At 34.9% G+C, this 24237-nt stretch carries 19 protein-coding genes; 9 read left to right on the top strand and 10 right to left on the bottom strand.

The window, feature by feature from the left end; all coding sequences use genetic code 11:
- Window positions 1-112: 112 nt before the first annotated feature.
- The 7 genes from ACJJVN_RS14710 to ACJJVN_RS14680 all read left to right on the top strand — a co-directional run bounded on the left by ACJJVN_RS14710 (window position 113) and on the right by ACJJVN_RS14680 (window position 7681).
- Window positions 113-1117 (top strand): pseudouridine synthase, encoded by a 1005-nt coding sequence (locus ACJJVN_RS14710; RefSeq protein ID WP_245890627.1) that lies wholly within the window; start codon window positions 113-115, stop codon window positions 1115-1117.
- A gap of 99 nt (window positions 1118-1216) precedes the next feature.
- Complete coding sequence (locus ACJJVN_RS14705; RefSeq protein ID WP_405369821.1) at window positions 1217-2605, top strand: arginine decarboxylase; 1389 nt, start codon at window positions 1217-1219, stop codon at window positions 2603-2605.
- Between the two features lie 90 nt (window positions 2606-2695).
- On the top strand, window positions 2696-3631 hold the full coding sequence (gene speB / locus ACJJVN_RS14700) for an agmatinase (RefSeq protein WP_405379081.1): 936 nt from the start codon (window positions 2696-2698) through the stop codon (window positions 3629-3631).
- 4 nt (window positions 3632-3635) lie between these two features.
- Entirely contained in the window at window positions 3636-4247 is a 612-nt protein-coding gene (locus tag ACJJVN_RS14695) for a MarC family protein (RefSeq protein ID WP_104514590.1), read from the top strand.
- 17 nt (window positions 4248-4264) lie between these two features.
- Window positions 4265-5233: a deoxyhypusine synthase family protein gene (locus ACJJVN_RS14690; RefSeq protein WP_405379078.1), complete on the top strand. Its 969-nt coding sequence runs from the start codon at window positions 4265-4267 to the stop codon at window positions 5231-5233.
- A gap of 156 nt (window positions 5234-5389) precedes the next feature.
- Window positions 5390-6925, top strand: a complete 1536-nt coding sequence (locus ACJJVN_RS14685; RefSeq protein WP_405379075.1) for a bifunctional GNAT family N-acetyltransferase/carbon-nitrogen hydrolase family protein — start codon at window positions 5390-5392, stop codon at window positions 6923-6925.
- A gap of 87 nt (window positions 6926-7012) precedes the next feature.
- Complete coding sequence (locus ACJJVN_RS14680) at window positions 7013-7681, top strand: hypothetical protein (protein WP_405379073.1); 669 nt, start codon at window positions 7013-7015, stop codon at window positions 7679-7681.
- 14 nt (window positions 7682-7695) lie between these two features.
- Here the strand turns inward: ACJJVN_RS14680 and ACJJVN_RS14675 are convergent, their stop codons facing one another.
- The 8 genes from ACJJVN_RS14675 to ACJJVN_RS14640 form a co-directional block, all read right to left on the bottom strand.
- Window positions 7696-8355, bottom strand: a complete 660-nt coding sequence (locus ACJJVN_RS14675) for a peptidoglycan-binding protein (protein ID WP_405379070.1) — start codon at window positions 8353-8355, stop codon at window positions 7696-7698.
- Between the two features lie 2 nt (window positions 8356-8357).
- Window positions 8358-9773: a hypothetical protein gene (locus ACJJVN_RS14670; protein ID WP_405379068.1), complete on the bottom strand. Its 1416-nt coding sequence runs from the start codon at window positions 9771-9773 to the stop codon at window positions 8358-8360.
- The gene (locus tag ACJJVN_RS14665) at window positions 9773-11257 is read right to left on the bottom strand and encodes a cellulose synthase family protein (protein WP_405379065.1); all 1485 of its coding nucleotides are present in this window, start codon (window positions 11255-11257) and stop codon (window positions 9773-9775) included. Before ACJJVN_RS14665 ends, ACJJVN_RS14670 begins: the two co-directional genes overlap by 1 nt.
- Window positions 11254-11955, bottom strand: a complete 702-nt coding sequence (locus tag ACJJVN_RS14660; RefSeq protein WP_405379268.1) for a glycosyltransferase family 2 protein — start codon at window positions 11953-11955, stop codon at window positions 11254-11256. Before ACJJVN_RS14660 ends, ACJJVN_RS14665 begins: the two co-directional genes overlap by 4 nt.
- A 66-nt stretch (window positions 11956-12021) precedes the next feature.
- Entirely contained in the window at window positions 12022-12504 is a 483-nt protein-coding gene (locus ACJJVN_RS14655; RefSeq protein WP_405369828.1) for a hypothetical protein, read from the bottom strand.
- A gap of 174 nt (window positions 12505-12678) precedes the next feature.
- Complete coding sequence (locus ACJJVN_RS14650) at window positions 12679-15447, bottom strand: outer membrane beta-barrel protein (protein ID WP_405379062.1); 2769 nt, start codon at window positions 15445-15447, stop codon at window positions 12679-12681.
- 182 nt (window positions 15448-15629) lie between these two features.
- Entirely contained in the window at window positions 15630-16934 is a 1305-nt protein-coding gene (gene der, locus ACJJVN_RS14645; RefSeq protein ID WP_104514582.1) for a ribosome biogenesis GTPase Der, read from the bottom strand.
- Between the two features lie 142 nt (window positions 16935-17076).
- On the bottom strand, window positions 17077-18054 hold the full coding sequence (locus ACJJVN_RS14640; protein WP_405369830.1) for a polyprenyl synthetase family protein: 978 nt from the start codon (window positions 18052-18054) through the stop codon (window positions 17077-17079).
- Window positions 18055-18292: 238 nt separating this feature from the next.
- On the opposite strand from ACJJVN_RS14640, the gene ACJJVN_RS14635 reads away from it, so the two are divergent.
- Both ACJJVN_RS14635 and ACJJVN_RS14630 read left to right on the top strand, forming a co-directional pair.
- Window positions 18293-19774: a choice-of-anchor J domain-containing protein gene (locus tag ACJJVN_RS14635; RefSeq protein ID WP_405379060.1), complete on the top strand. Its 1482-nt coding sequence runs from the start codon at window positions 18293-18295 to the stop codon at window positions 19772-19774.
- A 282-nt stretch (window positions 19775-20056) separates the two neighbouring features.
- Window positions 20057-21382, top strand: coding sequence for an aryl-sulfate sulfotransferase (locus ACJJVN_RS14630; RefSeq protein WP_405379057.1), 1326 nt, complete (start codon window positions 20057-20059; stop codon window positions 21380-21382).
- A 2-nt stretch (window positions 21383-21384) separates the two neighbouring features.
- Here ACJJVN_RS14630 and rlmN read toward each other — a convergent pair whose 3' ends face one another.
- Together rlmN and ACJJVN_RS14620 are read right to left on the bottom strand one after the other, a co-directional pair.
- A complete protein-coding gene (gene rlmN / locus ACJJVN_RS14625) occupies window positions 21385-22428 on the bottom strand; it encodes a 23S rRNA (adenine(2503)-C(2))-methyltransferase RlmN (protein WP_405369832.1) in 1044 nt (347 codons plus the stop codon).
- Window positions 22429-22534: 106 nt separating this feature from the next.
- A complete protein-coding gene (locus ACJJVN_RS14620) occupies window positions 22535-24205 on the bottom strand; it encodes a T9SS type A sorting domain-containing protein (protein WP_405379054.1) in 1671 nt (556 codons plus the stop codon).
- Between the last annotated feature and the right edge of the window lie 32 nt (window positions 24206-24237).

The following is a 24237-nucleotide window of genomic DNA, read 5'->3' as shown; positions in this document are numbered from 1 at the left end:
CGATTGATTTTCATGTTTTCATATACGTTAAATATGGCCATTTAAAGACGTAAGAAATAGTCTATTATAATTTGAATTTCATGTTGATATTCAAATAACTAAAAGTCTATCTTTGCAAAAAATTTTTAATACGATGAGTAGAGGTAACGAAGGATCAAAAAGTAAAGGTAGCGGTCGCCGTGATGGCAAAAGCGCTGGTGCTTCAAAAGGTAATGATAGACGTAATGACAGACCATATAGCGATAAAGGAAAATCTTCTTCTCGCGGTAAAGGATCTAACGACCGTCCTACTACTCGCGGTGGTAAAAATCAGGTAGTAGGAACATCTCGTTCTGGAAAACCTGTTACTAAAAAAGAATACATAGATCGCAAAAAAGCAGAGAGCTTTACTAAAAGAAAGACAGACAAAGCTGGTACAAGACTTAATAAGTACATCGCAAATTCTGGCCTTTGCAGCCGTCGTGATGCAGATATTTATATAAAAGCTGGAAGTGTAAGTGTAAACGGTAAACCTGTAGTAGAAATGGGTTATCAGGTAATGCCTGGTGATGAGGTACGTTTTGATGATAGACCTATACAACCATCTAAAAAGGAATACTTTATTCTTAATAAACCTAAAGGATTTAATTCACCTCGTAAAGGAGAACGCTCTAGTAGAACCGTTCTAGACCTTATGGAGAGTGCGAGTCCTAACAGTCTTCACTTTGTAGGTAGACTAGGTAGAGCATCTTTAGGTATTATGTTATTTACTAACGATCTTGAGTTAGCAAACAAACTGAACAATCCTAAACAAAAACTACGTAAAATTTATCAAGTTGCCCTAGACCGCAGTTTTAAGCATGAAGACTTAATGCAATTACGTAACGGTATTCTTATCGATCGTGAACCGATAGAAATTAAAGAAATCAACTACGTAGAAAACGGTAAAAATAACGAGATAGGAATAGAAATACACAGTGGTAAAGACAACATCGTACAACGTGTATTTGAAGCGGTAGGTTATGAAGTTAAAGTTCTCGATCGCGTTGTTTTAGGCGGTCTTACTAAGAAGGATTTACCGCGAGGTCATTACCGTAAACTTAAAGATCAAGAAGTGATCAATTTGAAGATGATCTAATGATTATTTAACATACCGTTAACTTTTACTAATTTACATTTGATCCCTTTTAAGCTCTAGCTTTTAAGGGATTATTTTTTAATTTATCTGTTAACGACATTGAACACAAAATACATTGACCTCATCAACCAGACTTACTATTTCCCAACGGAAGAGTTTGAACTGAAAGATGACCAACTTCAGTTTCACGGCATTGATCTAATGGCTCTAGTAGAGCAATATGGTGCGCCGTTAAAATTCACATATCTACCTAAGATATCTGATAATATCAACCGCGCAAAGGGTTGGTTTGATTCCGCTTTCGCGAAAGCGGACTACAAAGCAAAATACCACTACTGTTATTGTACAAAAAGCTCGCATTTTAAACATGTACTGGACGAAGCGTTAAGCAACGACATACACATCGAGACCTCGAGTGCCTTTGACATTAATATAGTCAACAAGCTAAAAGCTGAAGGTAAAATTAAGAATGACACTTTTGTTATTTGCAACGGTTTTAAGCGAGAGCAATACATAGAAAACATTGCCGCATTAATAAATTCTGGTCAGAACTGTGTTCCTATCATAGATAACTATGAAGAGTTAACACTTCTTACTGATGCTACCTCAAAGAGGTTTAATGCTGGCATACGTATCGCGAGTGAAGAAGAACCTAAATTTGAATTCTATACCAGTAGACTAGGTATAGGATATAAGAATATTCTAAATTTTTATAAGACTCAAATAGCTACTAATGATCAAGTAGATCTTAAGATGCTGCACTTCTTTATAAACACTGGAATACGTGATAATGCCTATTACTGGAATGAGTTGCATAAATGTCTTAAGGTCTATATAAGTCTCAAGAAAATATGCCCAACTCTGGACAGTTTAAATATAGGTGGTGGTTTTCCTATCAAGAACTCTTTAGTTTTTGATTTTGATTATGAATATATGATCGATGAGATCGTTTCTCAAATTAAACAAGTTTGTGATGAAGCAAAAGTAGACGTACCTCACATTTTTACAGAATTCGGTTCTTTTACCGTAGGAGAAAGCGGTGGAGCTATTTATAAAGTACTGTATCAAAAACAACAAAACGATCGTGAGAAATGGAACATGATCAACAGTTCTTTTATCACCACTTTACCTGACTCATGGGCTATCAATAAGCGCTTTATTATGCTGTCTCTCAATAGATGGAAAGAAGAATATGAACGTGTACTTTTAGGAGGACTTACCTGTGATAGTGATGATTATTATAATAGTGAGCAAAATATAAACGCCATCTATTTACCTAAATATCATAAAGATAAACCTCTTTACATAGGTTTCTTTAATACCGGTGCTTATCAAGAAAGCATAGGTGGCTATGGCGGCATACAACACTGCTTAATACCTGCTCCTAAACATATTTTAATCGATCGTGATGAAAATGGCGATATTAAAACTAGCGTTTTTAAAGAACAACAAACCAGCGAACACATGCTGGATATTTTGGGATATTAATAACTGAGTTTATTAAAAAAGCTTTATTATAACAGAATACAGCTGTACACAAACATTGAATTTTAAAACCAATTTTTTTAAGCTTATAACATGAACAATTTAAACTATGCAGGAATTCCAGATGAATATGCTGGACTAGATAATGCATCTATTGTTTTAATTCCAGTTCCTTATGATGGAACAAGCACCTGGCAAAAAGGCGCAGATAAAGGTCCAGAAGCTTTTCTAGACGCCAGTGCAAATATGGAATTATACGATATTGAAACGGATACAGAAGTGTATCATCATGGAGTCTTTCTCGCAGATACTGTTACAGAAAACAGCTCGCCAGAAGCAATGGTAGATGCCGTTCACGCAACTACTAAAAAGTATATCAAGAAAAATAAGTTTGTGACCCTTTTTGGTGGAGAACACTCTATTTCTATAGGTAGCATACGTGCCTTTAATGAAATGTATGAAAACCTAAGTGTACTTCAAATTGATGCTCATGCAGACTTAAGAAAAGAATACGATGGTAGTTCTTGTAATCATGCTTGTGCCGTTTATGAAGCAAGTCAAAAAACAAACCTAGTTCAAGTAGGAATACGCTCTATGGATAGTATAGAAGTAGGTATTAATGACGACGATAAAATATTTTTGGCTCATGAAATGGTTCAAGATGACTACTGGCAAGAGAAAGCTACTGAAGCACTTACAGAAAATGTATTTATCACCATCGATTTAGATGCTTTTGACCCATCGATATGTCCATCTACTGGCACGCCTGAACCTGGTGGTTTATACTGGTATGAAACTCTAGAATTTTTGAAAACTGTTTTTGAAGAAAAAAACGTAGTAGGATTTGACATCGTAGAGTTATGCCCTAACCCATCAGAGAAGTCGTCTGATTTTCTTGCAGCAAAACTGTATTACAAAATGTTGAGCTATAAGTTTAAAGACATCGCTCTAGAAGGAGAAAATGGCTATACAACAACAAATGATTTTGCAAAAGCAGGATTAAAAAAAATGAAAAACCTAGAAAACTAAATTTATGTTGCAAATAATCACTACCATCTTTTTCTTGATAGCCGTCATAGACCCTATAGGCACCGTTCCTGTATATCTAGAGGCGACTAAAGAATTTGACAATACTCATAAAAAGAAAATTGCCATAAGAGCTAGTGCTATTGCATTCTTGATTTTGTTATTCTTTATAGTTATAGGACAGCTCATTCTAGAAGGAATGGAAGTATCATTAGATGCTTTTCAAATTTCTGGTGGGGTTATTTTATTTCTTTTTGCACTGACCATGGTTTTCGGTGATGGAAAACCAGAAAGTGAGAAAAATGAAATCACAGACTATAAACACGTTACCATTTTTCCCGTTGCCATCCCATCTATTGCATCACCAGGTGCGATAATGGCTGTTGTACTTATGACTGATAATCATTTGTACACGATACAACATCAACTCATTACTACCGCTTTGGTCTTTGTAGTCATCATATTAACCGCGTTAATATTACTAGCCGCAAATAAAATACAAGATCGCATAGGTAGTTATGGTATCACAGTAATAAGTAAAGTTATGGGACTTATACTAGCGTCATATGCTGTACAAAGCATCTTAACCGGTATAAGTGACTATTACAATTTAGTTTAATTATTAAATAAAAGACAATGAGTAAGCCTATTACAGATTTTATAGAAAACTATTTTTTACATTTTAATAGTGCTGCGCTAGTAGATGCAGCCAAAGGTTATGAAACGCAATTAAATCAAGGTTCTAAAATGCTGGTCTCACTTGCTGGAGCAATGAGTACTGCAGAGATTGGGAAGATCTTTGGCGAGATGATACGTCAGGATAAAGTACACATCATTTCTTGTACAGGCGCAAACCTAGAAGAAGACTTGATGAATCTAGTGGCGCACAGCCATTATAAAAGAGTCCCTAACTATCGCGATTTAACACCGCAAGATGAATGGGATTTATTAGAAAAAGGATTGAATCGTGTTACAGATACTTGTATTCCAGAAGAAGAGGCTTTTAGAAGACTTCAAGAACACATCTTTGAGATATGGAAAGATGCAGAGGCAAAAGGCGAGCGTTATTTCCCTCATGAATATATGTACAAACTACTTTTAAGTGGTGTACTAGAACAGTATTATGAGATTCCTATTGAGAATTCATGGATGTATGCCGCTGCCAAAGCCAATCTTCCAATCGTCGTTCCTGGATGGGAAGATAGTACGATGGGTAATATTTTTGCCAGTTATGTATTAAAAGGTGAGTTAAAAGCCAGCACTGTAAAAAGTGGTATCGAGTACATGACTTTCCTTGCAGACTGGTATACTGACAACTCACAGAACGGTATCGGTTTCTTCCAGATAGGTGGCGGAATCGCTGGTGATTTCCCTATTTGCGTAGTGCCTATGTTGTATCAAGATATGGAACGTACAGACACGCCATTCTGGAGTTATTTCTGTCAGATATCTGACTCTACGACTAGTTATGGAAGTTATTCTGGAGCCGTACCTAATGAAAAAATCACTTGGGGAAAACTAGATCAAGACACACCTAAGTTTATAGTAGAAAGTGATGCGACTATCGTGGCGCCACTCATTTTTGCTTATTTATTAGAGATGTAAATTTTTAATTCCGCTTTCGCGAAAGCGGAACAAAAATCAAAACCTGTAAGTTGCTCAACACATAGCGGTTTACAGGTTTTTTATGCTTGAAAAATTAACGTTTCAATTGTGAGATATTAATGGATTGCGATTACATTTAAATACAAGTAACACACTATGAGTGATATTAATATGTGTAAAATAGACAACTTAAATCTGGAATTTTTACAGCTTAAAGATTATGAAGAGTTGAAACATGCAATGATAGATTCTTATAGCAATCTACCAGATTCTTATTGGAAAGAAGAACAAATTAAAACGCTAGTTGAAAAGTTTCCTGAAGGTCAAGTTGTTCTCAAAGTGAATGAAGAGATCGTAGCCTGTGCGCTTTCTATAGTGGTAAAATATGAAGATTTTAGTGGCCAGTACACCTATGAGCAAGTGACCGGAAATTACAAGTTCACCACGCACGATGATGATGGTGATGTACTTTATGGAATTGAGGTATTTATAAAACCACAATATCGCGGTATGCGATTAGGTCGTCGTTTATATGATTACCGTAAAGAGCTGTGTGAGAATTTGAATTTAAGAGGTATTGCCTTCGGTGGTCGTATTCCTAACTATCATAATCACGCGAGTGAAATGACACCTAAGGAATACATCGAAAAAGTGCGCAATAAAGAGATTACAGACTCTGTACTGAACTTTCAACTATCAAACGACTTCCATGTTTCTCGTGTTCTTAAAAACTATCTGGATGGCGATAAAGCCTCTATGGAGTTTGCCGTATTACTAGAATGGGATAATATTTACTATACAAAACCAGTTACAGAAACCACAGCATTAAAAAGCACGGTGCGGTTAGGATTAATCCAGTGGCAAATGCGTCCTTACTCAGGTTTTAATGAGTTGATGCAACAAGTAGAATACTTTGTAGATGCTGTTGCAGCTTATAGGTCTGATTTTGCTTTATTCCCTGAATATTTTAATGCGCCACTTATGGCTGCTTACAATAAGTTAAGTGTTAGTGATTCTATTAGAGAACTAGCAAAATATACTGAGATGATCAGAAACAAATTTTCTGAATTATCCATTAAGTATAACATCAACATTATTACAGGTTCTATGCCAGAAATTATTGATGGGCAATTGTATAATGTAGGAAATCTGTGCCGTCGTGATGGTACGATAGAACGTTATGAAAAAATCCACGTCACACCAGATGAGCAAAAAGTATGGGGACTTCAAGGTGGAAGTAAGATCCAGACTTTTGACACCGATTGTGGTAAAATAGGAATCTTGATTTGCTATGACAGTGAATTCCCAGAATTGAGTCGTATTATGGCACAAGAAGGGATGCAAATTCTTTTTGTACCATTCTTGACAGATACACAAAATGCTTATGCTCGTGTACGCCTTTGCTCTCAAGCTAGAGCGGTAGAAAATGAATGTTATGTAGCTATAGCTGGTAGCGTAGGTAATTTACCGGCAGTTGAGAATATGGATATTTCTTATGCGCAAAGTGCTGTATTCACTCCTTGTGATTTTGCGTTCCCATCAAATGGAGTCAAGGCAGAGGCCACAGCAAACACAGAAATGATCTTGGTGGCAGATGTGGATCTTGATTTATTAAAAGAACTACACAGTTATGGCGCTGTGAAGAATTTAAAAGACCGCAGGACTGACTTGTACGAGGTGAGTAAGAAGTAGTATGAAAATTATTTCATTGAATTAGTTTTAAAATCAAAATAGGTTAGTATTTTTAGAAATTATAATCTGAAAACCAACCCATTTTTCATGAGATTCATATTCATTTTTTTACTATTAATAGTATGTCAAATAGACGCACAGATTTATGAAACAGATGTAGCTATAGGTTTAATAAGTGGTGAAGAAGTATATGGAAGAGCAAAAATTCCCAATACTCCCAATAGGCCGATTCAGTTAATTGAATCAGATGATCTACCTAAAAAAATAATTACTGCGGCAGAAATTGAGTACATAATAGTAGATTTACTTGTAACCAAAAAGCAACGTGTAGAAGGTGAACTAGTACATGAAGACAAAAGGTTCTACATAAAACCATTAAATCTAGGGGATGAAGAAAAACCTAAATGGATATATGCCGTGGAATTAATAAAAGGTGATTTATCATATTATGGATATATGATGAAAGCAACAGAACCTAGTTACGATACACACTACAGCAATATCAATTCTGAATTTCCTACCATCACAACTTTTAGAAACAATAAATATACATTTTTATGCAAACGTTTCCTTTACATGGATATGTTCGGCAGTATCCATAAGAGTTCCAATAGAAAAGCTACTTATCTTCAAAAAAACGCAGAGATATTGATGCCTGATTGTTTAAACTTAGTTAAAGAAATAAGAGCACAAAAACGTTTTAAACAAGGTGACATTGAAAGTTATATACTAAGATACAATCAAGGTTGTTATTAATGATATCGCAATACTCAATTACCCATTAAAGCCTCAAAAGTTAATACATCTATTTTACCATCTGGAAAAAGATTGTTTTTGGATTCAAAATCAGCTAGTGCTTCCATAGTCGCTTTTGCAAAAACACCGTCTAGAGACATATCATAACCTTGTGCTATGAGTTTTTTTTGTATCTCAAAAATCAACACGTTTTTAGCACCTATGCGTTGACTATTTTCCCAATGATTATTATAGAGTTGCTTTATTAAACTCTTTTGTTTTATAGTTTTGATTTCCTCTGGACTACTGTGATTATTTTCAAAATCGATAATCTGTTGATTGTTCCATCCATTAGATTTATAACTTGCAGACTGCGCTAGTTTTTGTTCTAGATAAGTAACACGTGCTAATTTTTCAGCATACTTTTCTACAGCGAGTGTTGTTTCTAAATCGTCATCTTCTGGTAATCTTACATCTATATCATTTGCTGTCCATTGTAGCTTAATAAAAGAGTTGAGATCTTGAATTGCTGCGTGATAATCCATTACCACTGAAGAGTCATGGTAGTCTTTATCTATAGTAGCGTCTGTTTGATAATGATATTCAGGTGCGTGAAATCTGTTCCAGTCTTTATAGAAATCATAAGAAATGAACCCTAATATACAGAGCAATAAAAATATAATGATTGGTTTCATGGTTAAAGGTTTTGTGGCACATCATTAGGTCGTGTGTTGTTGAGAGAAACCCTATTGCTGTACAAATCAAAAATAAACATAATTAAGACTAAAACGTACTCTATAGTGAGTAGCAAGCTACTTTCTACAAAGTCTGTATTTGAATAAGCATAATAACTTAGAAATATAGTACAACTCCATACCAGCATAAAACGATACTTTGTAAAGATAGAGAACAGCAGCGGTATAGTTAAATACCATGGATGTACGGTAGTTGAAAACATTAAATAAGTAAAAAAGGAAAACATGATACTAGAAATAAGTATTTCTGGAATTTCATTTTTACGAATAAAACTAATAAGGACAATAATGAAAAAGGTAAACAATGGTAAGATTTTACCTGCTGTCTCTATAATATTGTAACCTGTAATCTTAAACCCAACATACCTTACTAGGTAATAAATACTACCATTGAATTCAAATTTACCGAACCACAATCCTACTGAAGCAGCGTAGTTATCTAATAATTGTTGGGACACAAAAAGACTAAATCCTGCTACTACCACAACTAAAACCAATAAGTAATAAACAACTGCTTTTTTAAACTTTAATCTTCTTAAAAGTAATGGTAGTGCCATAACTGGCAGCAACTTTAAAAGAATTCCAGACCCCATGAAAAGCACGCTTTGTACTTTTTGAGATTTCAACAAATGATAAATCGCAGCGAGTAGAAAAAACGCCATCATACCTTCCCAATGCAAATTACCGGTAAGTTCTATAATCGTAAAAGGATTGAGATAATACAAGGTGATAAGCCACTCTGACTTACCCAGTAAACGTAAAAGTTTTATACCATAAATAAATATACCTACATCTGCGAGAATTAAGAATACACGCATCCATATGATACTGGATAAGATACTATCGCCACCCAACCATGCCGCTGCAGCAAAGAATAACTGATTTAAAGGTGGATAATTTGTATACAAACCACTAGAGAGTTCTCCCATAGAAGCATGTAAAAAAGAAGCATTAGGAATATGGGTTGCACCAGAAGCTATAACATCATCTGGTAAGTATAAATAAGGATTAAAACCATTAATTAATTGATGTCCATCCCATATGAATCTGAAAAAATCTTGAGAAAGATGTGGCGTATTATCAATTAATAAAAACCTTAACAACAGTCCGATTAAAAACACTCCACCTAGTAATGGCATTCCGTAAAAACGTTTTCCAATAAAGTCAGGTAAGAGTTTAAGATTGCTTTTAGTCGCTTTATCTAGAACATAAGTTAACGTTCCAAATAGCGTAAAAAGCAATACATAAATAATAAGTAAACTAGAAAACTCCTTGCGCTCTATAGAAAAGAACAATCCATAAAGTACAGCACTAATAATGGTTAAAATACCTAAAGCATTACTTAACCGGCGTTCCATTATTGTTTATCTGTTAAACTACGGAAGAATACAAATCCAAAACCAACAGTAAGCATTAAGTGAAAAGGAAACAGTCCGAAATCTGGCTCGGTCCCCACTACAAACGCAGAGTACATACCAAATGCAAAATACAACATCAAAACCCCTTCTATAATAACATGCGGACTAATTTTTTTACGCAAGTATTTATTTGATTTCCAGTTGCCTCCCATTGCTTTCAGATTAAACTTAGGAGTACGAACAAATTCACTGCGCTTACCTGCGTGACCTTCTAATACTGCTATAGAATTATGAAAAGAAAATCCCATTGCTATAGAAAAGAAAGTAAAGAACATACCTATATATGATATGAAGTTTTTAAGGCCACTACCATAAGTCTTCTTATACATGTACCAATAGCATATAAAAAATATGATCGTACTAATTACAAAGAAACTCATGACTATAAAATACTCTCGTAAATGACCGTACTCGTTCTTTATGTATAACATAGGTATACTAAGAATACCTACTATAAGTACATTAAGAAACATCGTACTATTTAACAAGTGAAGTACGCCATGCATTTTTGATTTAAAAGACATCTCTGAAGAAACCACTCTTTTAAACATTTTTCTAAAATTCTCTGCTCCACCTTTATTCCATCTAAACTGTTGCGATCTAGCCGCACTAATAACGATAGGTAACTCTGCAGGAGTGGTTACATGTTCTAGGTATTTAAATTTCCAGTTTTTTAATTGTGCTCGATAACTTAAATCTAGATCTTCAGTTAAGGTATCACCTTCCCAGTTACCTGCATCATAAATAGTCTCTTTGCGCCATACACCAGCAGTTCCATTAAAGTTAATGAAATGCCCTTTAGAATTACGACCTACTTGCTCTAGAGTAAAGTGAGCATCTAGTGCAAATGCTTGTATTTGAGTAAGAATAGAATAATCACGATTAAGATGTGCCCATCGCGTTTGCACTACACCTATTTCTGGATCTTTGAAATAAGGAATCGTTTTATACAGCCAGTCTGCATCTGGTAAAAAATCTGCATCAAAAATTGCTATTAAATCACCTTTTGCAATGGCTAGACCTTCTTTTAAAGCACCGGCTTTAAATCCGCTGCGATCTGTTCTTGTAATATGAACTATATCTAGACCTGTCGCTGCTAGTCTATTTACATGTGCCGCTGTAGTTTCTACCGTCTCATCTGTAGAGTCGTCTAGCACTTGTATTTCTAATTTTTCTCTAGGGTATTCTATTAACGCTATATTATCTAGCAATCTATCCATTACATATGCCTCATTAAACACTGGCAATTGAATAGTCACATAAGGAACCTCTTCAGGATTCTTAAGATCTAATAAAGGAGAGTTATCTACTATTTTTTGGGCTCTAACGTAGTTAATTAATAAATTAAGCTGTGCAAAAGCATAGAATAAAATCAAAATCAACGATATAGAATAAACTACTATACATATCCACTCTAAAATCATTTTTTAAAACCGTATTTGAAAATCCATGTCAAAATTTTAACGCCTGCAAAGATAGCACCTTTAACCGTACCTGATACCTTTGAAACACCTATTCTATTGCGGTATTTCATAGAAACTTCAGTATAAGTAAAACTTTTCTTTAAAGCCTTGAGTTGCATCTCTACAGTCCATCCATAAGTACGATCTTCCATTTTAAGCTCTAAAAGCTTATCATACTTAATCGCTCTAAAAGGTCCTAGGTCTGTAAAACGAGAGTTAAATAACAATCGCATTAAACTGGTTGCCAGCCAGTTTCCAAATATTTGAGGACCGGTCATAGAACCTGCCTCTCTTAATTCTTGAACTCGAGAACCTATCACAAAATCTATATCCTTTTCTATTATGGGCGATACCAGTTCTACTAGCTGTTCTGGATAATCACTATAATCTCCATCTAGAAACACGATAATATCTGTAGACTCAGATAATGAAGCGACATAATCCATTCCTTTTAAACATGCATTTCCATACCCTGGTGTAGATTCTTCTACTACCGTGGCACCAGCATTACGGGCATTTATTACCGTATCATCGTTAGAATTATTACTACATACGATTATCTCAGTAACCATAGAAGGTACCGCTTTAATGACTAGAGGTATGGAATCTGCCTCGTTATAGGCAGGTATAATAACTCTTATAATAGGATTTGTTTTCAGAACAGGGAGTTTAAAAGTGGGGCAATTTAAGGATTATGAATGGGTTAGTCATAAAAACTAATCAATTTACTTCTTTAAATCTTTCATAGAAAAATCAGGATGGTCTGCTCTAAACTTCCAGTAACTAGTCCATTCTCCTAATTTTTCATTAGACTTATACTCCTCTACTTTAGAGAGACTAGATTTTTTATAATAAAGTGCATAACCAGAAACTTTGCCGTGTTCGTACTGTTTTTTAATTGTGCGGTATCCTTTATGATTATGAAACACCCACCAATTTTGCTTAAAATTATTTTTATAAAACCCTTCCTTATCTAACATTCCATTTGTGTACAAATACCAATAACCGTCCTTTTCATTACTTTTAAAATGCCCTTGAGCACTTATCTCACCAGCCTTGTAGAATTTCCAGTAACCATTTTTTTCTCCATTTACTACCCAACCTTCACTAGTTAACACACCGTTTTGATAATCTTTGACATACTCCTTATCGGTACTCAAAAAAAACAAATTACTTAATACTAAAATTAAGGCTCCTATATATTTCATGATGATATCTCTTATTCTTTTCAAAGAACATAGAAACACATCACATTTTGATCACAAAAGGGTATACGACTATTTCAAAAAGGTAAAATCTGACATAATTTGGGAACTATGTACAAAATAAGGTTGGGCTGGTATGTATTCCGCTTTCGCGAAAGCGGAACACTCATCCTACATTTAAAAACCATTATCTCTATTAGGATCTTTACCACCGAATTTTGAGAACTTATAAGTAAAACTAAGCATAAAGTATTGCTTAAGAACAAGACTACTCGTGTCTGCAACGTAGTCACCTGTAATGGTTCTATTGGTATCTATAATCTGGTTAAGTATATCATAAGCTTTAAGCTTAACCGTCGCTTTATCCTTAGCAAATTTATACCCTAGACTACCGATAAGAACGATAGAGTCGTCATCAAAATCACCAGAAATATTACCGAATTTATTGTACTCACCACGCAATCCTAAAATAACATGTTGCGGCCAGGAAGTAGTGATATCAACCGCCACACGCTGGTTCACAAAATCTTGCTCGCTTATAGAAGCTATATCATATTGCGTTTTATTTGCCGTGATTTCATACTCTAGATCTACATCTATGTAATCTCTTAAACTATACTCAAAAGTAAGACTAGGCGAAAAACTTAAATTATCTGATTTAAAAGCCACACCGTTAGTAAAACCTTTATCTACAGAAATGCTTGCATCTAAACTTAAATCAAAGCCTATTTCTCTAGCATCTTTTTTCCATGTTTTTGAAAAACTAGAATAAAGATAACCGTTATACTCTCCATTTATGTTAGTATATGTAGTGGTTCTTATTAGATCTAAATCTGTAGTCGTAATCGCTGCAACACTATTATCTGTATAAGTAAACCCACCACCAGAATAAAAACCAGAACCTTTTTCCCAATCATAACGACTTAAATTAAAGTACACATTATGTCGTTGACTAGCATCTAGATCTGGGTTACCTATAACTATATTTTGTGGGTTTGTAGTATTTTCTACAGGCTGCAACTGTCGTACACTAGGTATATTTACACTATTGCGGTAATTTAAATATACTCTACCAAACTTGCCAAATTTATAACTAAGGTTTGCTCGCACATATGGGTCTGTAAATTCTTTCTCAAAACTAGTACTCAATAATTGATCTTCACTATCTAGTGTTTGATAAATAACTCCTGCACTTACATCTAGTCTTAAATCATTTTTCTTATACCTTAATCCTACACTAGGTCTTTGCTGTGTATTTTTAACCTCATAATCATTACTTAGCGTCGTATTGAAAACTAAATTACCAGATCCATCTCTATCAAAAATACTTCTCTGATTAGTCTCTTTCCCTGCTTCAAAATTATAATTCAAAACCAGTCCCATAGTTTCTGTAAGCTTCTTATTGAGATATGGAGTTATGGAAAAACTTTGTGAGTCCGAATCTTCATCTATTAATTGATCTTGAACCTCTGGGGTCTCAGGGTTACCTGATGTATCAAAAGTGGTTGTTGTACTATTAAAATCACTTTGTGAATCACTGTTATTTTTATTTACGTTCCCATAAAATCCGTAGTTAGTACCTTTTTCTTGAGTTCTTCTAGACAGATTCATACTGGCACTATAAGACCTGCTTTTGGAATCTGATATAGAAGATGTATTAACGCTATTGATATTATTGCCATTTTCATCACTAGAAAGTGAACTACTCGTACTATCACTATAGTTATCTGAAATGTTTATGTTAGGCCTTACACTAATAGTGGTAAGAGTATCTGGTTTAACTTCAACACGGCCACTTATTCTATGACTATTTCCAGATCTATCACCACGGCTAGAACTTTCTGTATTAAATGTTCTATCTGGTAAGAACGTAGTACGACGACTATCAGACGCTGACTTTGTATCATTACCTCCATAAAAGTAGTTTACAGACGCACTTACGGTTTTACCCCAATCGTTAGACATATTAAGTCCAGCGCTATCGCTAGAAGTAATACCACCACTACCACCAAAGTTGACACCATTAACACCAAAACTACCGTTACTACTTCTAGATATAGAATAAGCACTGCTGCCCATGGCGTCATATATCTCGTCAAAGGAAAATCCGGGACTATTAATATTGTTACTACTTCCTAGAACACTTAATTTAAAATCTTCATTAAAATAATTAACGATACCACTCATAGAGTACCTATCATCAGTACCGCCACCAGCTGTTAATCTCGAGAACCAACCTTTGTTTTTATCTTCGTCTATGGTTATGTTAATCTCACTAACGTTAGCATCTCCATCTTCTCCATTTGCTTTTTGGGCATCAGTTTTAGACTCTGTCACCTGGATTTTATCAATAATTTCTTTAGGTAAATTTTTGAGAGCAATTTGTGGATCATCGCCGAAGAATTCTTTACCGTTTACTAAAATCTTAGAAACCTCTTTACCATTTACGGTGATTTTACCGTCTTTATCAACCTTCACTCCTGGCAGCTCTTTCATCACATCTTCCAGAGTAGCATCTGCTTTTGTATTAAACGACTTTGCATTAAATTCTAGAGTATCTTGTTTTACAGTTATAGGTGCTTTACGAGCGGTTACCACGATGCTGTTAAGAGACTCTATATCACTATTAAGGTAAATAGCACCTAGATCTAACTCACGCCCATCGTTAAGGTTTATTGTTTTAGAATAATTTTTATATCCTTGAAAAGAGGCTATAAGCGCTACTTTTTCATAAGCCGTATTACCGGATAAGGTAAAGACACCTTCTATATCAGTAATAGAATAAGTTATTAAAGTAGAGTCCTTAACACTCTCAAGATAAACAGTTGCACTTAGGAGCTTTTCATTAGTTAAAGAATCGCTTACGATTCCCTTAATAGTAAATTGCTGTGCTTGTGACGAGAAAGAAAAAGCCATTAAAAAAACGGCAACAAAGAGTAACCTCATAGTTGAGTGGTATGGTTAGTTAGTTATGGTCTAGAGGGAAACGCAATGTTATTAGTAAAATTTTAACGTCGCGCTATTCTTAACAATTTCTTAAGAAATCACAAGCCCATTATCTAACTCTCCATTAAGAGCATAAAAAAAGCATCCTTTTCAGAATGCCTTTAAATAGTATAAAATCTCTTTTACTTTTTTCTCATGTATACACTAATCGGCACACCATTGAAATCAAAATGTTTTCTCAATTGATTTTCTAGATATCTTTTATAAGAATCTCTTACATACTGTGGTAAGTTACAGAAAAATGCAAACTGCGGCTGTGGTGTAGGTAATTGAGTAATAAATTTAATTTTAACAAATTTACCCTTTAATGATGGCGGTGGATAATTCTCAATTAATGGAAGTAACACCTCATTAAGTTGACTCGTTTTAATCTTTTTACTACGGTTTTTATAAACCGCTACAGCAGTTTCAATAGCTTTATGAATACGTTGTTTATTCATTACAGAAATAAAGACAATGGGAACATCTGTAAAAGGTTCCATTTCTTTTCTAATCATTGCCTCGTACTCCTTAGCCGTGTTAGTTTCTTTATCAACCAGATCCCATTTGTTCACTAGAACAACGATTCCTTTACGATTGCGCTCTGCTAACCAAAAAATATTTTGCACCTGACCATCAAATCCTCTAGTTGCATCCAGCATAAGTATACAAACATCTGCATGTTCTATAGCTCTTACACTACGCATTACACTATAAAATTCTAGATCTTCACGTACTTTCTTCTTTCTTCTAATTCCGGCCGTGTCGACTAGATTAAATTCAAAACCAAAACGATTGTATTTTGTATCTATAGAATCTCTTGTAGTACCAGCGATATCTGTAACGATATATCTTTCTTCACCTATAAGCGCATTGATAAAAGAGCTTTTACCAGCATTAGGCCTTCCTACTACAGCAAATCGCGGTAAATCATCTACCTTTTCTTCTTCTGTATCTGGTAATATTTTCACTACCTCGTCTAATAAATCACCAGTACCACTACCATTCATACTAGAAATAGAATAATACTCACCTAGACCTAGGTTATAGAATTCATAAGCATCTTGCTCACGTTGATTATTATCTACTTTATTAACTACTAGAAAAACCGGCTTAGTCACCTTGCGTAGTAAGGTAGCTACATCTTCATCCATAGGTGTAATGCCTTCTTCAGCATTAACCATAAAAAGAATCGCGTCTGCCTCATCAATAGCTAGCTCAACCTGCTGGTCTATCTCTTCTTCAAAAATATCATCACTACCGACTACATAGCCACCAGTATCAATAAGAGAAAACTCTTTACCATTCCAGTCACTTCTTCCATAATGTCTATCTCTAGTTACTCCACTTACAGAATCAGTGATCGCCTCTCTCCTTTGAATCATACGATTAAAAAGAGTTGACTTACCTACATTAGGTCTTCCTACTATTGCTACTATACTCATGATGGCATTTTTTGCGTCTGCAAAGGTAGTTTTTTATTGAGGATTAGCGTACTAGCTAGGTTAAGATGTTTGATAAAAATTCCGCTTTCGCGAAAGCGAGCTAAACACCAACCAAATTGCGCCATAAAAGCCTGAAGTCTAGATCTTACTTTTTGCGATCTATTACATAATCCACCATCATTCTAAGCGAATTCTTATATTCAGACTCTGGGTAGGTATTTAAGATAGCAAGTGCCTCTTCCTTATATTGATACATAGCCTTTATCGCATAGTCTAAACCGCCGTTATTCTTAACAAAATCGACAACCTGACGCACTCTTTTCTTATCTCGATTATGCTTTTTAACTGAGTTGATAAGCCATTTTTTATCTTTAGCACTAGCATTATTAAGACAATAAATTAATGGCAATGTCATTTTTTGCTCCTTAATATCTATTCCAGTAGGCTTTCCTATACGCTCATTTCCATAATCAAAAAGATCATCTTTGATCTGAAATGATATCCCTATAAGCTCGCCGAATTTGCGCATCTTCTCCACGTCTTCACTTTCTGGAGAGACAGCACCAGCACCTAGACTACAACATGCAGCTATTAAAGTGGCCGTTTTTTTACGAATGATGTCATAATAGACATCTTCTGTAATATCTAGGCGTCTAGCCTTTTCTATTTGCAGTAATTCACCTTCACTCATCTCACGTACAGCAACGCTTATGATTTGTAAAAGGTCAAAATCTTTGTTATCAATACTAAGAAGCAGCCCTTTAGAAAGTAAATAATCACCTACTAGAACGGCTATTTTATTTTTCCATAAAGCATTTACAGAGAAAAAACCTCTACGCTTTAAACTATCGTCCACCACGTCATCATGAACTAGCGTTGCTGTATGAATAAGTTCTATAACAGATGCACCGCGATAAGTACGCTCATTAACCTGTCCATTACCCACCATTTTTGCTACTAAAAAGACAAACATAGGGCGCATTTGTTTCCCCTTACGGTTTACTATAAAATGCGTGATGCGATTTAATAAAGCAATACGTGAAGCCATAGAAAGATGAAACTTCTTTTCAAAAAGCTCCATTTCATGAGCTATAGGCTCTTTTATTTGCTCTACTATCTTCATAAGGTTGCAAATATAAGACTACCACGTTTATCTATTAAATAGAATGCTATTTTAACAGATTATGTTAGTAGTGATTACTTCATTGAACAAACGCACATGTTAATACGTCCGATTTAACCTACTAGATAACGAAAATATGTTAATTTAATACTAATTAATAATGATTTACTCGTAATAATCTGTTTAATAAACCTTGAAATCTTATATATTTATCGCTTATTCAAAAAATTCCATAACTATGAAAAAAATTACTATTTTATTAATGCTTTTTAGCTTCACGATTAGCTTCGCGCAATTTTCTGAAGACTTTAACGGCACAAATGCAGCGTTTCCACCAGCTGGTTGGGCAGTTTATAACGGTGCAAACGGATTAGGTACGGTTGAACAATGGGTTCAAGCAGGTACTGATCCTGAATTCAGAGCTCAATCAGGTTTTGAGGTAGTTACAGCAGGAATGGTTGCTGAAGATTTTATTGTATCGCCACTTATACCTATTAACGCAACTCAAAATCTATTAAGATTTCTAGCAACAGATTTTAATCAAGGAGACTTCGGATCTATCTTATCTATTCAAGTATCAACTACTTCACAAACAGATCCAAATTCTTTTACGGAAATAGAAACATTCAACGAGGCTCAATTAGGTAATCCAGCACCTAACTCTGCTGTATTCTCTCAATTTGAAGTAAATCTTGGAGCATATGTTGGACAAAGTGTATACATCGCATTTGTACACAGACAAAATGATGGTGACTTTATTACCTTTGACAACGTGGAAGTTGTACAAGGAGCAACGGCAGCACCAAACAATATAACTAGACCTACACCAGCTGACATGGCTTCAGGAGTTGCAATAAGCACTGCAGATGCAAATGCTGACAATGTTCCTGATAATTCAGTCAACTTTGCTTGGCAAGTTTCAGCACTAGGACAAGCTGCTGATCAAATCGAATTTTTCTTAGGTGATTCACCGACTACTCTTCAATCTTTAGGTACTCTAGCAGGGACAGCAACAACCGTTACATTACCTAGATTTTTTGAAGGAACTACATACTACTGGCAAGTGGTACCAGGTAATAGTTTTGGCCCATCAACAACTCAACCAGTATGGAGTTTTACAACAATGACAGGAACAACTATCGCACCTGGAACAGTTTCAAACCCAACTCCTGCAGATACTGCTACGGTACCTTTAGAAACTACTGACGTAGATATGGATGGTAGCCCTGATAATGCAATAACTTTCATGTGGACAGAGCCTTCTGGAGATCCAGTAGAAATATATACTTTCAGCCTAGGAACTTCTCCAACAGATTTATCTCTATTTACTACAGGTATAGTAGGTCCTGCGTCTAGTTTTAGACTAAGCGGTGTACCTGACAACACTACTTTTTATTGGAAATTAGATGCTGAAAATTTAGGTGGAGAAAACACGTCTAGTCCTGTTTGGGAATTTACAACTGGAATTACTGCCTCTGTAAATGATGAAGAGATTAACTTCATGACATTAAGCCCTAATCCAGCAACTGATTATATCAATTTAAATACTGAGCTAGCAATAGATGACATCGTTTTAACTAATGCTCTAGGTCAATCTATAAGCAACAATTTAAAACTAGAGAATAACAGACTAAATGTTAGCTCTCTTAAAAACGGCTTATATTTCTTATCAGCTACAAGCGAGTTAGGAACACAAACTATCCGTTTCATCAAACAATAGTAAGCTTTCAACAACTAAAAAGCGCCTCAATTGAGGTGCTTTTTTTTGCTTAAGACTTATTTTTACAACAATCTTAAATCTACAGACAATCAACAAATCGTACCTATACAATCAATGTTATTAGATAAGTTTATTTTTTTAAGTATTCTAATTATTATATTAATTTGAATCTATAGAAACAATAGCTTTGTGATACCTAATCATTAATTTCACGTAAATTAAAATAAAATAGAGATGAGCCCATTTGCATTTAAAAATTTCAGATTTTCGAACTTAATAATTATGTTATTAATTTTAACCTCTTTAATAATATCATGCAACGATGATGAAGCTATCGAAATTATTACCGATCCTGTCCCTACCATTCAAAGCAATATTACAGTATACGATGTAAATAATTTAACGGACGACTATGTCTTTATCTCTCCGTTTAGAGAAAACACTTCATTCCTAATAGATCGTCTAGGTAACATCCTACACAGATGGACAAGTTCAGAATCTGTATTTATGGCATATCTAAGAGAAGATGGCTCAGCAGTACGCGCCATAAACACAGGTGTAGATAATGGAATAAATTTAGGCGGCAATACAGGAGCAATAGAAATTATCGACAAAGAGAACAACCAGATTTGGAAATGGACATTAGATACCCCAACAGATGTTTTACACCATGACATTGCTTTGTTACCTAATGGAAACATCTTAGCCTCTGTATGGACTGTTAAAGATAGAATAGAGGCCATTGAAAACGGCAGAGACCCTAGCACAATTATAGATGATAAATTAGTAATCGACAGGATAATTGAAATACAACCTATAGGAACAAATCAAGCTAATATAGTATGGGAGTGGTCCGTTTGGGATCATTTAGTTCAGGACTTTGACGCATCAAAACTTAATTTTGGGAACGCAAGTAACGCGCAACTATTTGACATCAATCAATCTACTGAGGGCATCAATTTTACTCACGGAAATGGACTTGATTACATACCATCATTAGATCAAATTATATTAAACAGCAGAGTCTTAAATGAATTTATAATTATTGATCATAACACCAGTACAACCCAAGCAGCAACTAGCACCGGCGGTAGATATAATCGCGGTGGTGATATATTATACCGATGGGGTAATCCAGCTTCTTATAATTCAGGAACTATTAATGACCAACAACTGCACGACCAACATGACGCAACTTTTGTAGGAAATAATAATTTTTCTAGAGGAACTTTCTTAGTCTTTGACAACCAAGACTCCTCAACTTTTTCAACCATTAAAGAAATTAATATTAATGTCACAGCAGATGGTTTTTACGATAACATCCCTACCTCAGGGAATAATCCTACTGCACCGATTTGGACATACTCAAGCCCTGAAATACTATCTCCAAGAACGTCTGGCGCACAACGACTCGACTCAGGTAACACTCTTATTACAAGTACATCAAGTAACGTCATAAGAGAAGTCAACTACAATAACGAAGTTGTTTGGGAAATGGACGCGTCGATAGAGGTTAATGGAGAACTAGAAATTAATTCATCTGGTTTTAAATCTCGCAGTTATAGCAAAATTTATGATGGAGTCATAGCACTAGATATAATGGAGTAAACTTACTGTTGTTTATTAGCCAGTTGACCACATGCTGCATCGATATCCTTACCTCTGCTCCTTCTAACATTAACAACTATACGGTTGCGTTCTAGTTGTGATCTATACATTTCTATAGCCTTGGGGCTAGCTTGTTCAAATCTAGGATCATCTATAGAGTTATATTCAATAATATTTACCTTACAAGGTATAACCTTACAGAATTTAACCAATTCATGTACATCTTCTTCTGTATCATTAATACCTTTCCACACCACATATTCATAAGTAACCTTTGTACCAGTCTTATCATACCAGTATTTTAAGGCATCTTTTATGTCAGACAATGGGAACTGTTCATTGAACGGCATGATCTTAGTACGCTTTTCATCTATTGCACTATGTAATGAAAGCGCTAGATTAAACTTAGGGCCGTCATCAGCAAGTTTTTTCATCATCTTAGGAACTCCACTGGTAGAAAGAGTTATACGCTTAGGAGACATTCCTAAACCATCTTCACCTGTAATCTTTTCTATAGATTTAAGAACATTGTTATAATTCATCAACGGCTCACCCATACCCATAAACACAATATTAGATAAAGGAATATTATGGTACAGTCTACTTTGTTGATCTATAGCTATAACCTGATCATAAATCTCATCTGGTTGCAAGTTTCTCATACGTTTTAATCTTGCAGTAGCGCAAAATTCACAATTAAGACTGCAACCTACTTGAGAAGACACACAAGCTGTGGTTCTAGTAGCAGTAGGTATAAGTACAGACTCTACAGTTAGACCGTCATGAAGTTTAACTGCATTTTTTATTGTACCATCTTCACTCCTCTGCATATCGTCCACCCTAATGTGATTGATAACAAAATGCTCTTCAAGAAACGCTCTCGTATCTTTAGAAACATTAGTCATATCGTCAAATGAATGCGCACCTTTTTTCCATAACCATTCATAAACCTGGTTACCTCTAAAAGCCTTATCTCCATTTTCAGTGAAATAATCTCTAAGTTGATCTTTAGTAAGTGATCTAATATCTTTCTTCTTCTCTTTCAAAATAGTATATAAAAAAAAACGCATTGCAAAATTACATGATCTTGCAACGCGTTTTGTATGAAATCTTAACTTTATTACTTTTTAACTAAGTCTAATATTTAAGTAATTAGATTTTAGAAATCTTTTCTGTTATAGAGTTATTTCCGTCTTCAACTTTTAAGAAATAAATACCGCTAGATAAATTTTGAATATCTAATTGATTCTCTATTTGGTTAAAAGAACCAGAACGTATCAACTTACCAGAAAGATCATAAACTCCATAACTAGCAGGATTCTCTAACACAACATTAAAAATACCTCTAGATGGATTAGGGTACAATTGAATATTCATGATAGTATTTACTTCATCATTACTTAATACATCATAATAATCTCCATTTACAAACGTAGCACCAGTATTATCTGGATCTAACCAATCTCTCAATCGAGTAGCTGAATTAAAACCTCCTGCCCAAGATGTATCCATTCTACCATAATAATCTGGAGCACCATTATCAGTTGTTCCATTACCATCCGTTCCAGTACAAGCTGCACCACCGCCTAGCAATTGACCTACTATTTGACCATTTTGATTTACAAGGCAACTACCAGAAGACCCTCCTTCAGTTACTCCGTAATCCCAATCAGATATAGTCCAACAAGCAACACCTGACACTGTTTGAGCAAAAGTAAATTGATCATTACGAGCTAACTTCATTATATCTCCAGATGGGTGATGAAAACTAATTTGTGAAGAAGCTGCAGAGCTCCCGTTATTCCATCCACCATAATAAAGGTTCCATAATGCTGGTGGAGTTTGATTAATTTCAAATAACGCTACATCACTCGCTCCTCTATTTGCTCTTAAAGTAGCACCAGTCAGAACTCTAGTTGGATTTAAATTACCTATAGTATTACTAGTTGTAGCACAATCTGGAGTGTTGGTAAACCAATCAAAACCGAAAGACCAGTTACTAGCATTATAAGAAGTAGAAGACCCATCTGCAGTAGATAAACAGTGATTTGCAGTTAAGAAATAAGGTGTAGCATCTGCTCTAACATTATTCACTAAAGTACCAGTACACAAACCATTTCCATTAATGATTATTCTAGCAACAGCGTGTCTGTAATTATTTCTAATAGTGGTCCAATCTTGACTATTAAAAGACCCTTGATTAGGATCACACATCATATCTACATTACAACTTCCAGATTCATTCAACTTAAGAAAACTAGTTTCTTCTTCTCCAAAACCTCTATAACCATGAACTACATTTTCAATAGATATACGACCTTGATTTTTAACAGCTGCTGGCTCATAATACTCCAACCATATGTTATCTCCATATACAATCCAAGATCCTAAAATACCATCTTCTTGATTTTCTTTGTGAGTATACGGACCTATCTTATCGGTATGCTCATTATTATATAAATACAACTCAGCTCCAACAGGAAGCTCATAACGATCAAATAAAAAGTTTATAGTTTTAGCCCCTGTCGACTCGATATTTAACCTCCATATTCTATCACCATTATCTAACTCTGACCACTGACCAGAATTGAACAAATTAAGGTCAACAGGGATTTTCTCTCCAAATCTATATGGCTTAGTCAATTCAAAGCTCGCTAAAGCATCTTCTTGTTCCAAAGTCGCTTGATCAAACTGAGGCATTGATATTTTTTGTGGCTGACTTTTAAAAGTCAAATCCCAACCACGTGGAGTTGCTTCATTTGTTACTTGTGCTAGAGCTATTTGAGAAACAAATAAAACAGCTATAAAGTATAATTTTTTCATTATAAAATAGTTTTAAGGGAATGATGGCAAGA

Origin of the sequence: Nonlabens sp. Asnod3-A02 (genome assembly GCF_045063755.1) — a bacterium.
Lineage (GTDB): Bacteria > Bacteroidota > Bacteroidia > Flavobacteriales > Flavobacteriaceae > Nonlabens > Nonlabens xylanidelens.
This window is presented reverse-complemented; position numbering and strand designations above follow the sequence as displayed.

Excerpts from the sequence above, each read along its gene's own strand:
- speB (WP_405379081.1), top strand. The coding sequence starts at position 2,696 with ATGAACAATTTAAACTATGCAGGAATTCCAGATGAATATGCTGGACTA.
- ACJJVN_RS14695 (WP_104514590.1), top strand. The coding sequence starts at position 3,636 with ATGTTGCAAATAATCACTACCATCTTTTTCTTGATAGCCGTCATAGAC.
- ACJJVN_RS14690 (WP_405379078.1), top strand. The coding sequence starts at position 4,265 with ATGAGTAAGCCTATTACAGATTTTATAGAAAACTATTTTTTACATTTT.
- ACJJVN_RS14685 (WP_405379075.1), top strand. The coding sequence starts at position 5,390 with ATGAGTGATATTAATATGTGTAAAATAGACAACTTAAATCTGGAATTT.
- ACJJVN_RS14680 (WP_405379073.1), top strand. The coding sequence starts at position 7,013 with ATGAGATTCATATTCATTTTTTTACTATTAATAGTATGTCAAATAGAC.
- ACJJVN_RS14675 (WP_405379070.1), bottom strand. The coding sequence starts at position 8,355 with ATGAAACCAATCATTATATTTTTATTGCTCTGTATATTAGGGTTCATT.
- ACJJVN_RS14670 (WP_405379068.1), bottom strand. The coding sequence starts at position 9,773 with ATGGAACGCCGGTTAAGTAATGCTTTAGGTATTTTAACCATTATTAGT.
- ACJJVN_RS14665 (WP_405379065.1), bottom strand. The coding sequence starts at position 11,257 with ATGATTTTAGAGTGGATATGTATAGTAGTTTATTCTATATCGTTGATT.
- ACJJVN_RS14655 (WP_405369828.1), bottom strand. The coding sequence starts at position 12,504 with ATGAAATATATAGGAGCCTTAATTTTAGTATTAAGTAATTTGTTTTTT.
- ACJJVN_RS14650 (WP_405379062.1), bottom strand. The coding sequence starts at position 15,447 with ATGAGGTTACTCTTTGTTGCCGTTTTTTTAATGGCTTTTTCTTTCTCG.
- ACJJVN_RS14640 (WP_405369830.1), bottom strand. The coding sequence starts at position 18,054 with ATGAAGATAGTAGAGCAAATAAAAGAGCCTATAGCTCATGAAATGGAG.
- ACJJVN_RS14635 (WP_405379060.1), top strand. The coding sequence starts at position 18,293 with ATGAAAAAAATTACTATTTTATTAATGCTTTTTAGCTTCACGATTAGC.
- ACJJVN_RS14630 (WP_405379057.1), top strand. The coding sequence starts at position 20,057 with ATGTTATTAATTTTAACCTCTTTAATAATATCATGCAACGATGATGAA.
- ACJJVN_RS14620 (WP_405379054.1), bottom strand. The coding sequence starts at position 24,205 with ATGAAAAAATTATACTTTATAGCTGTTTTATTTGTTTCTCAAATAGCT.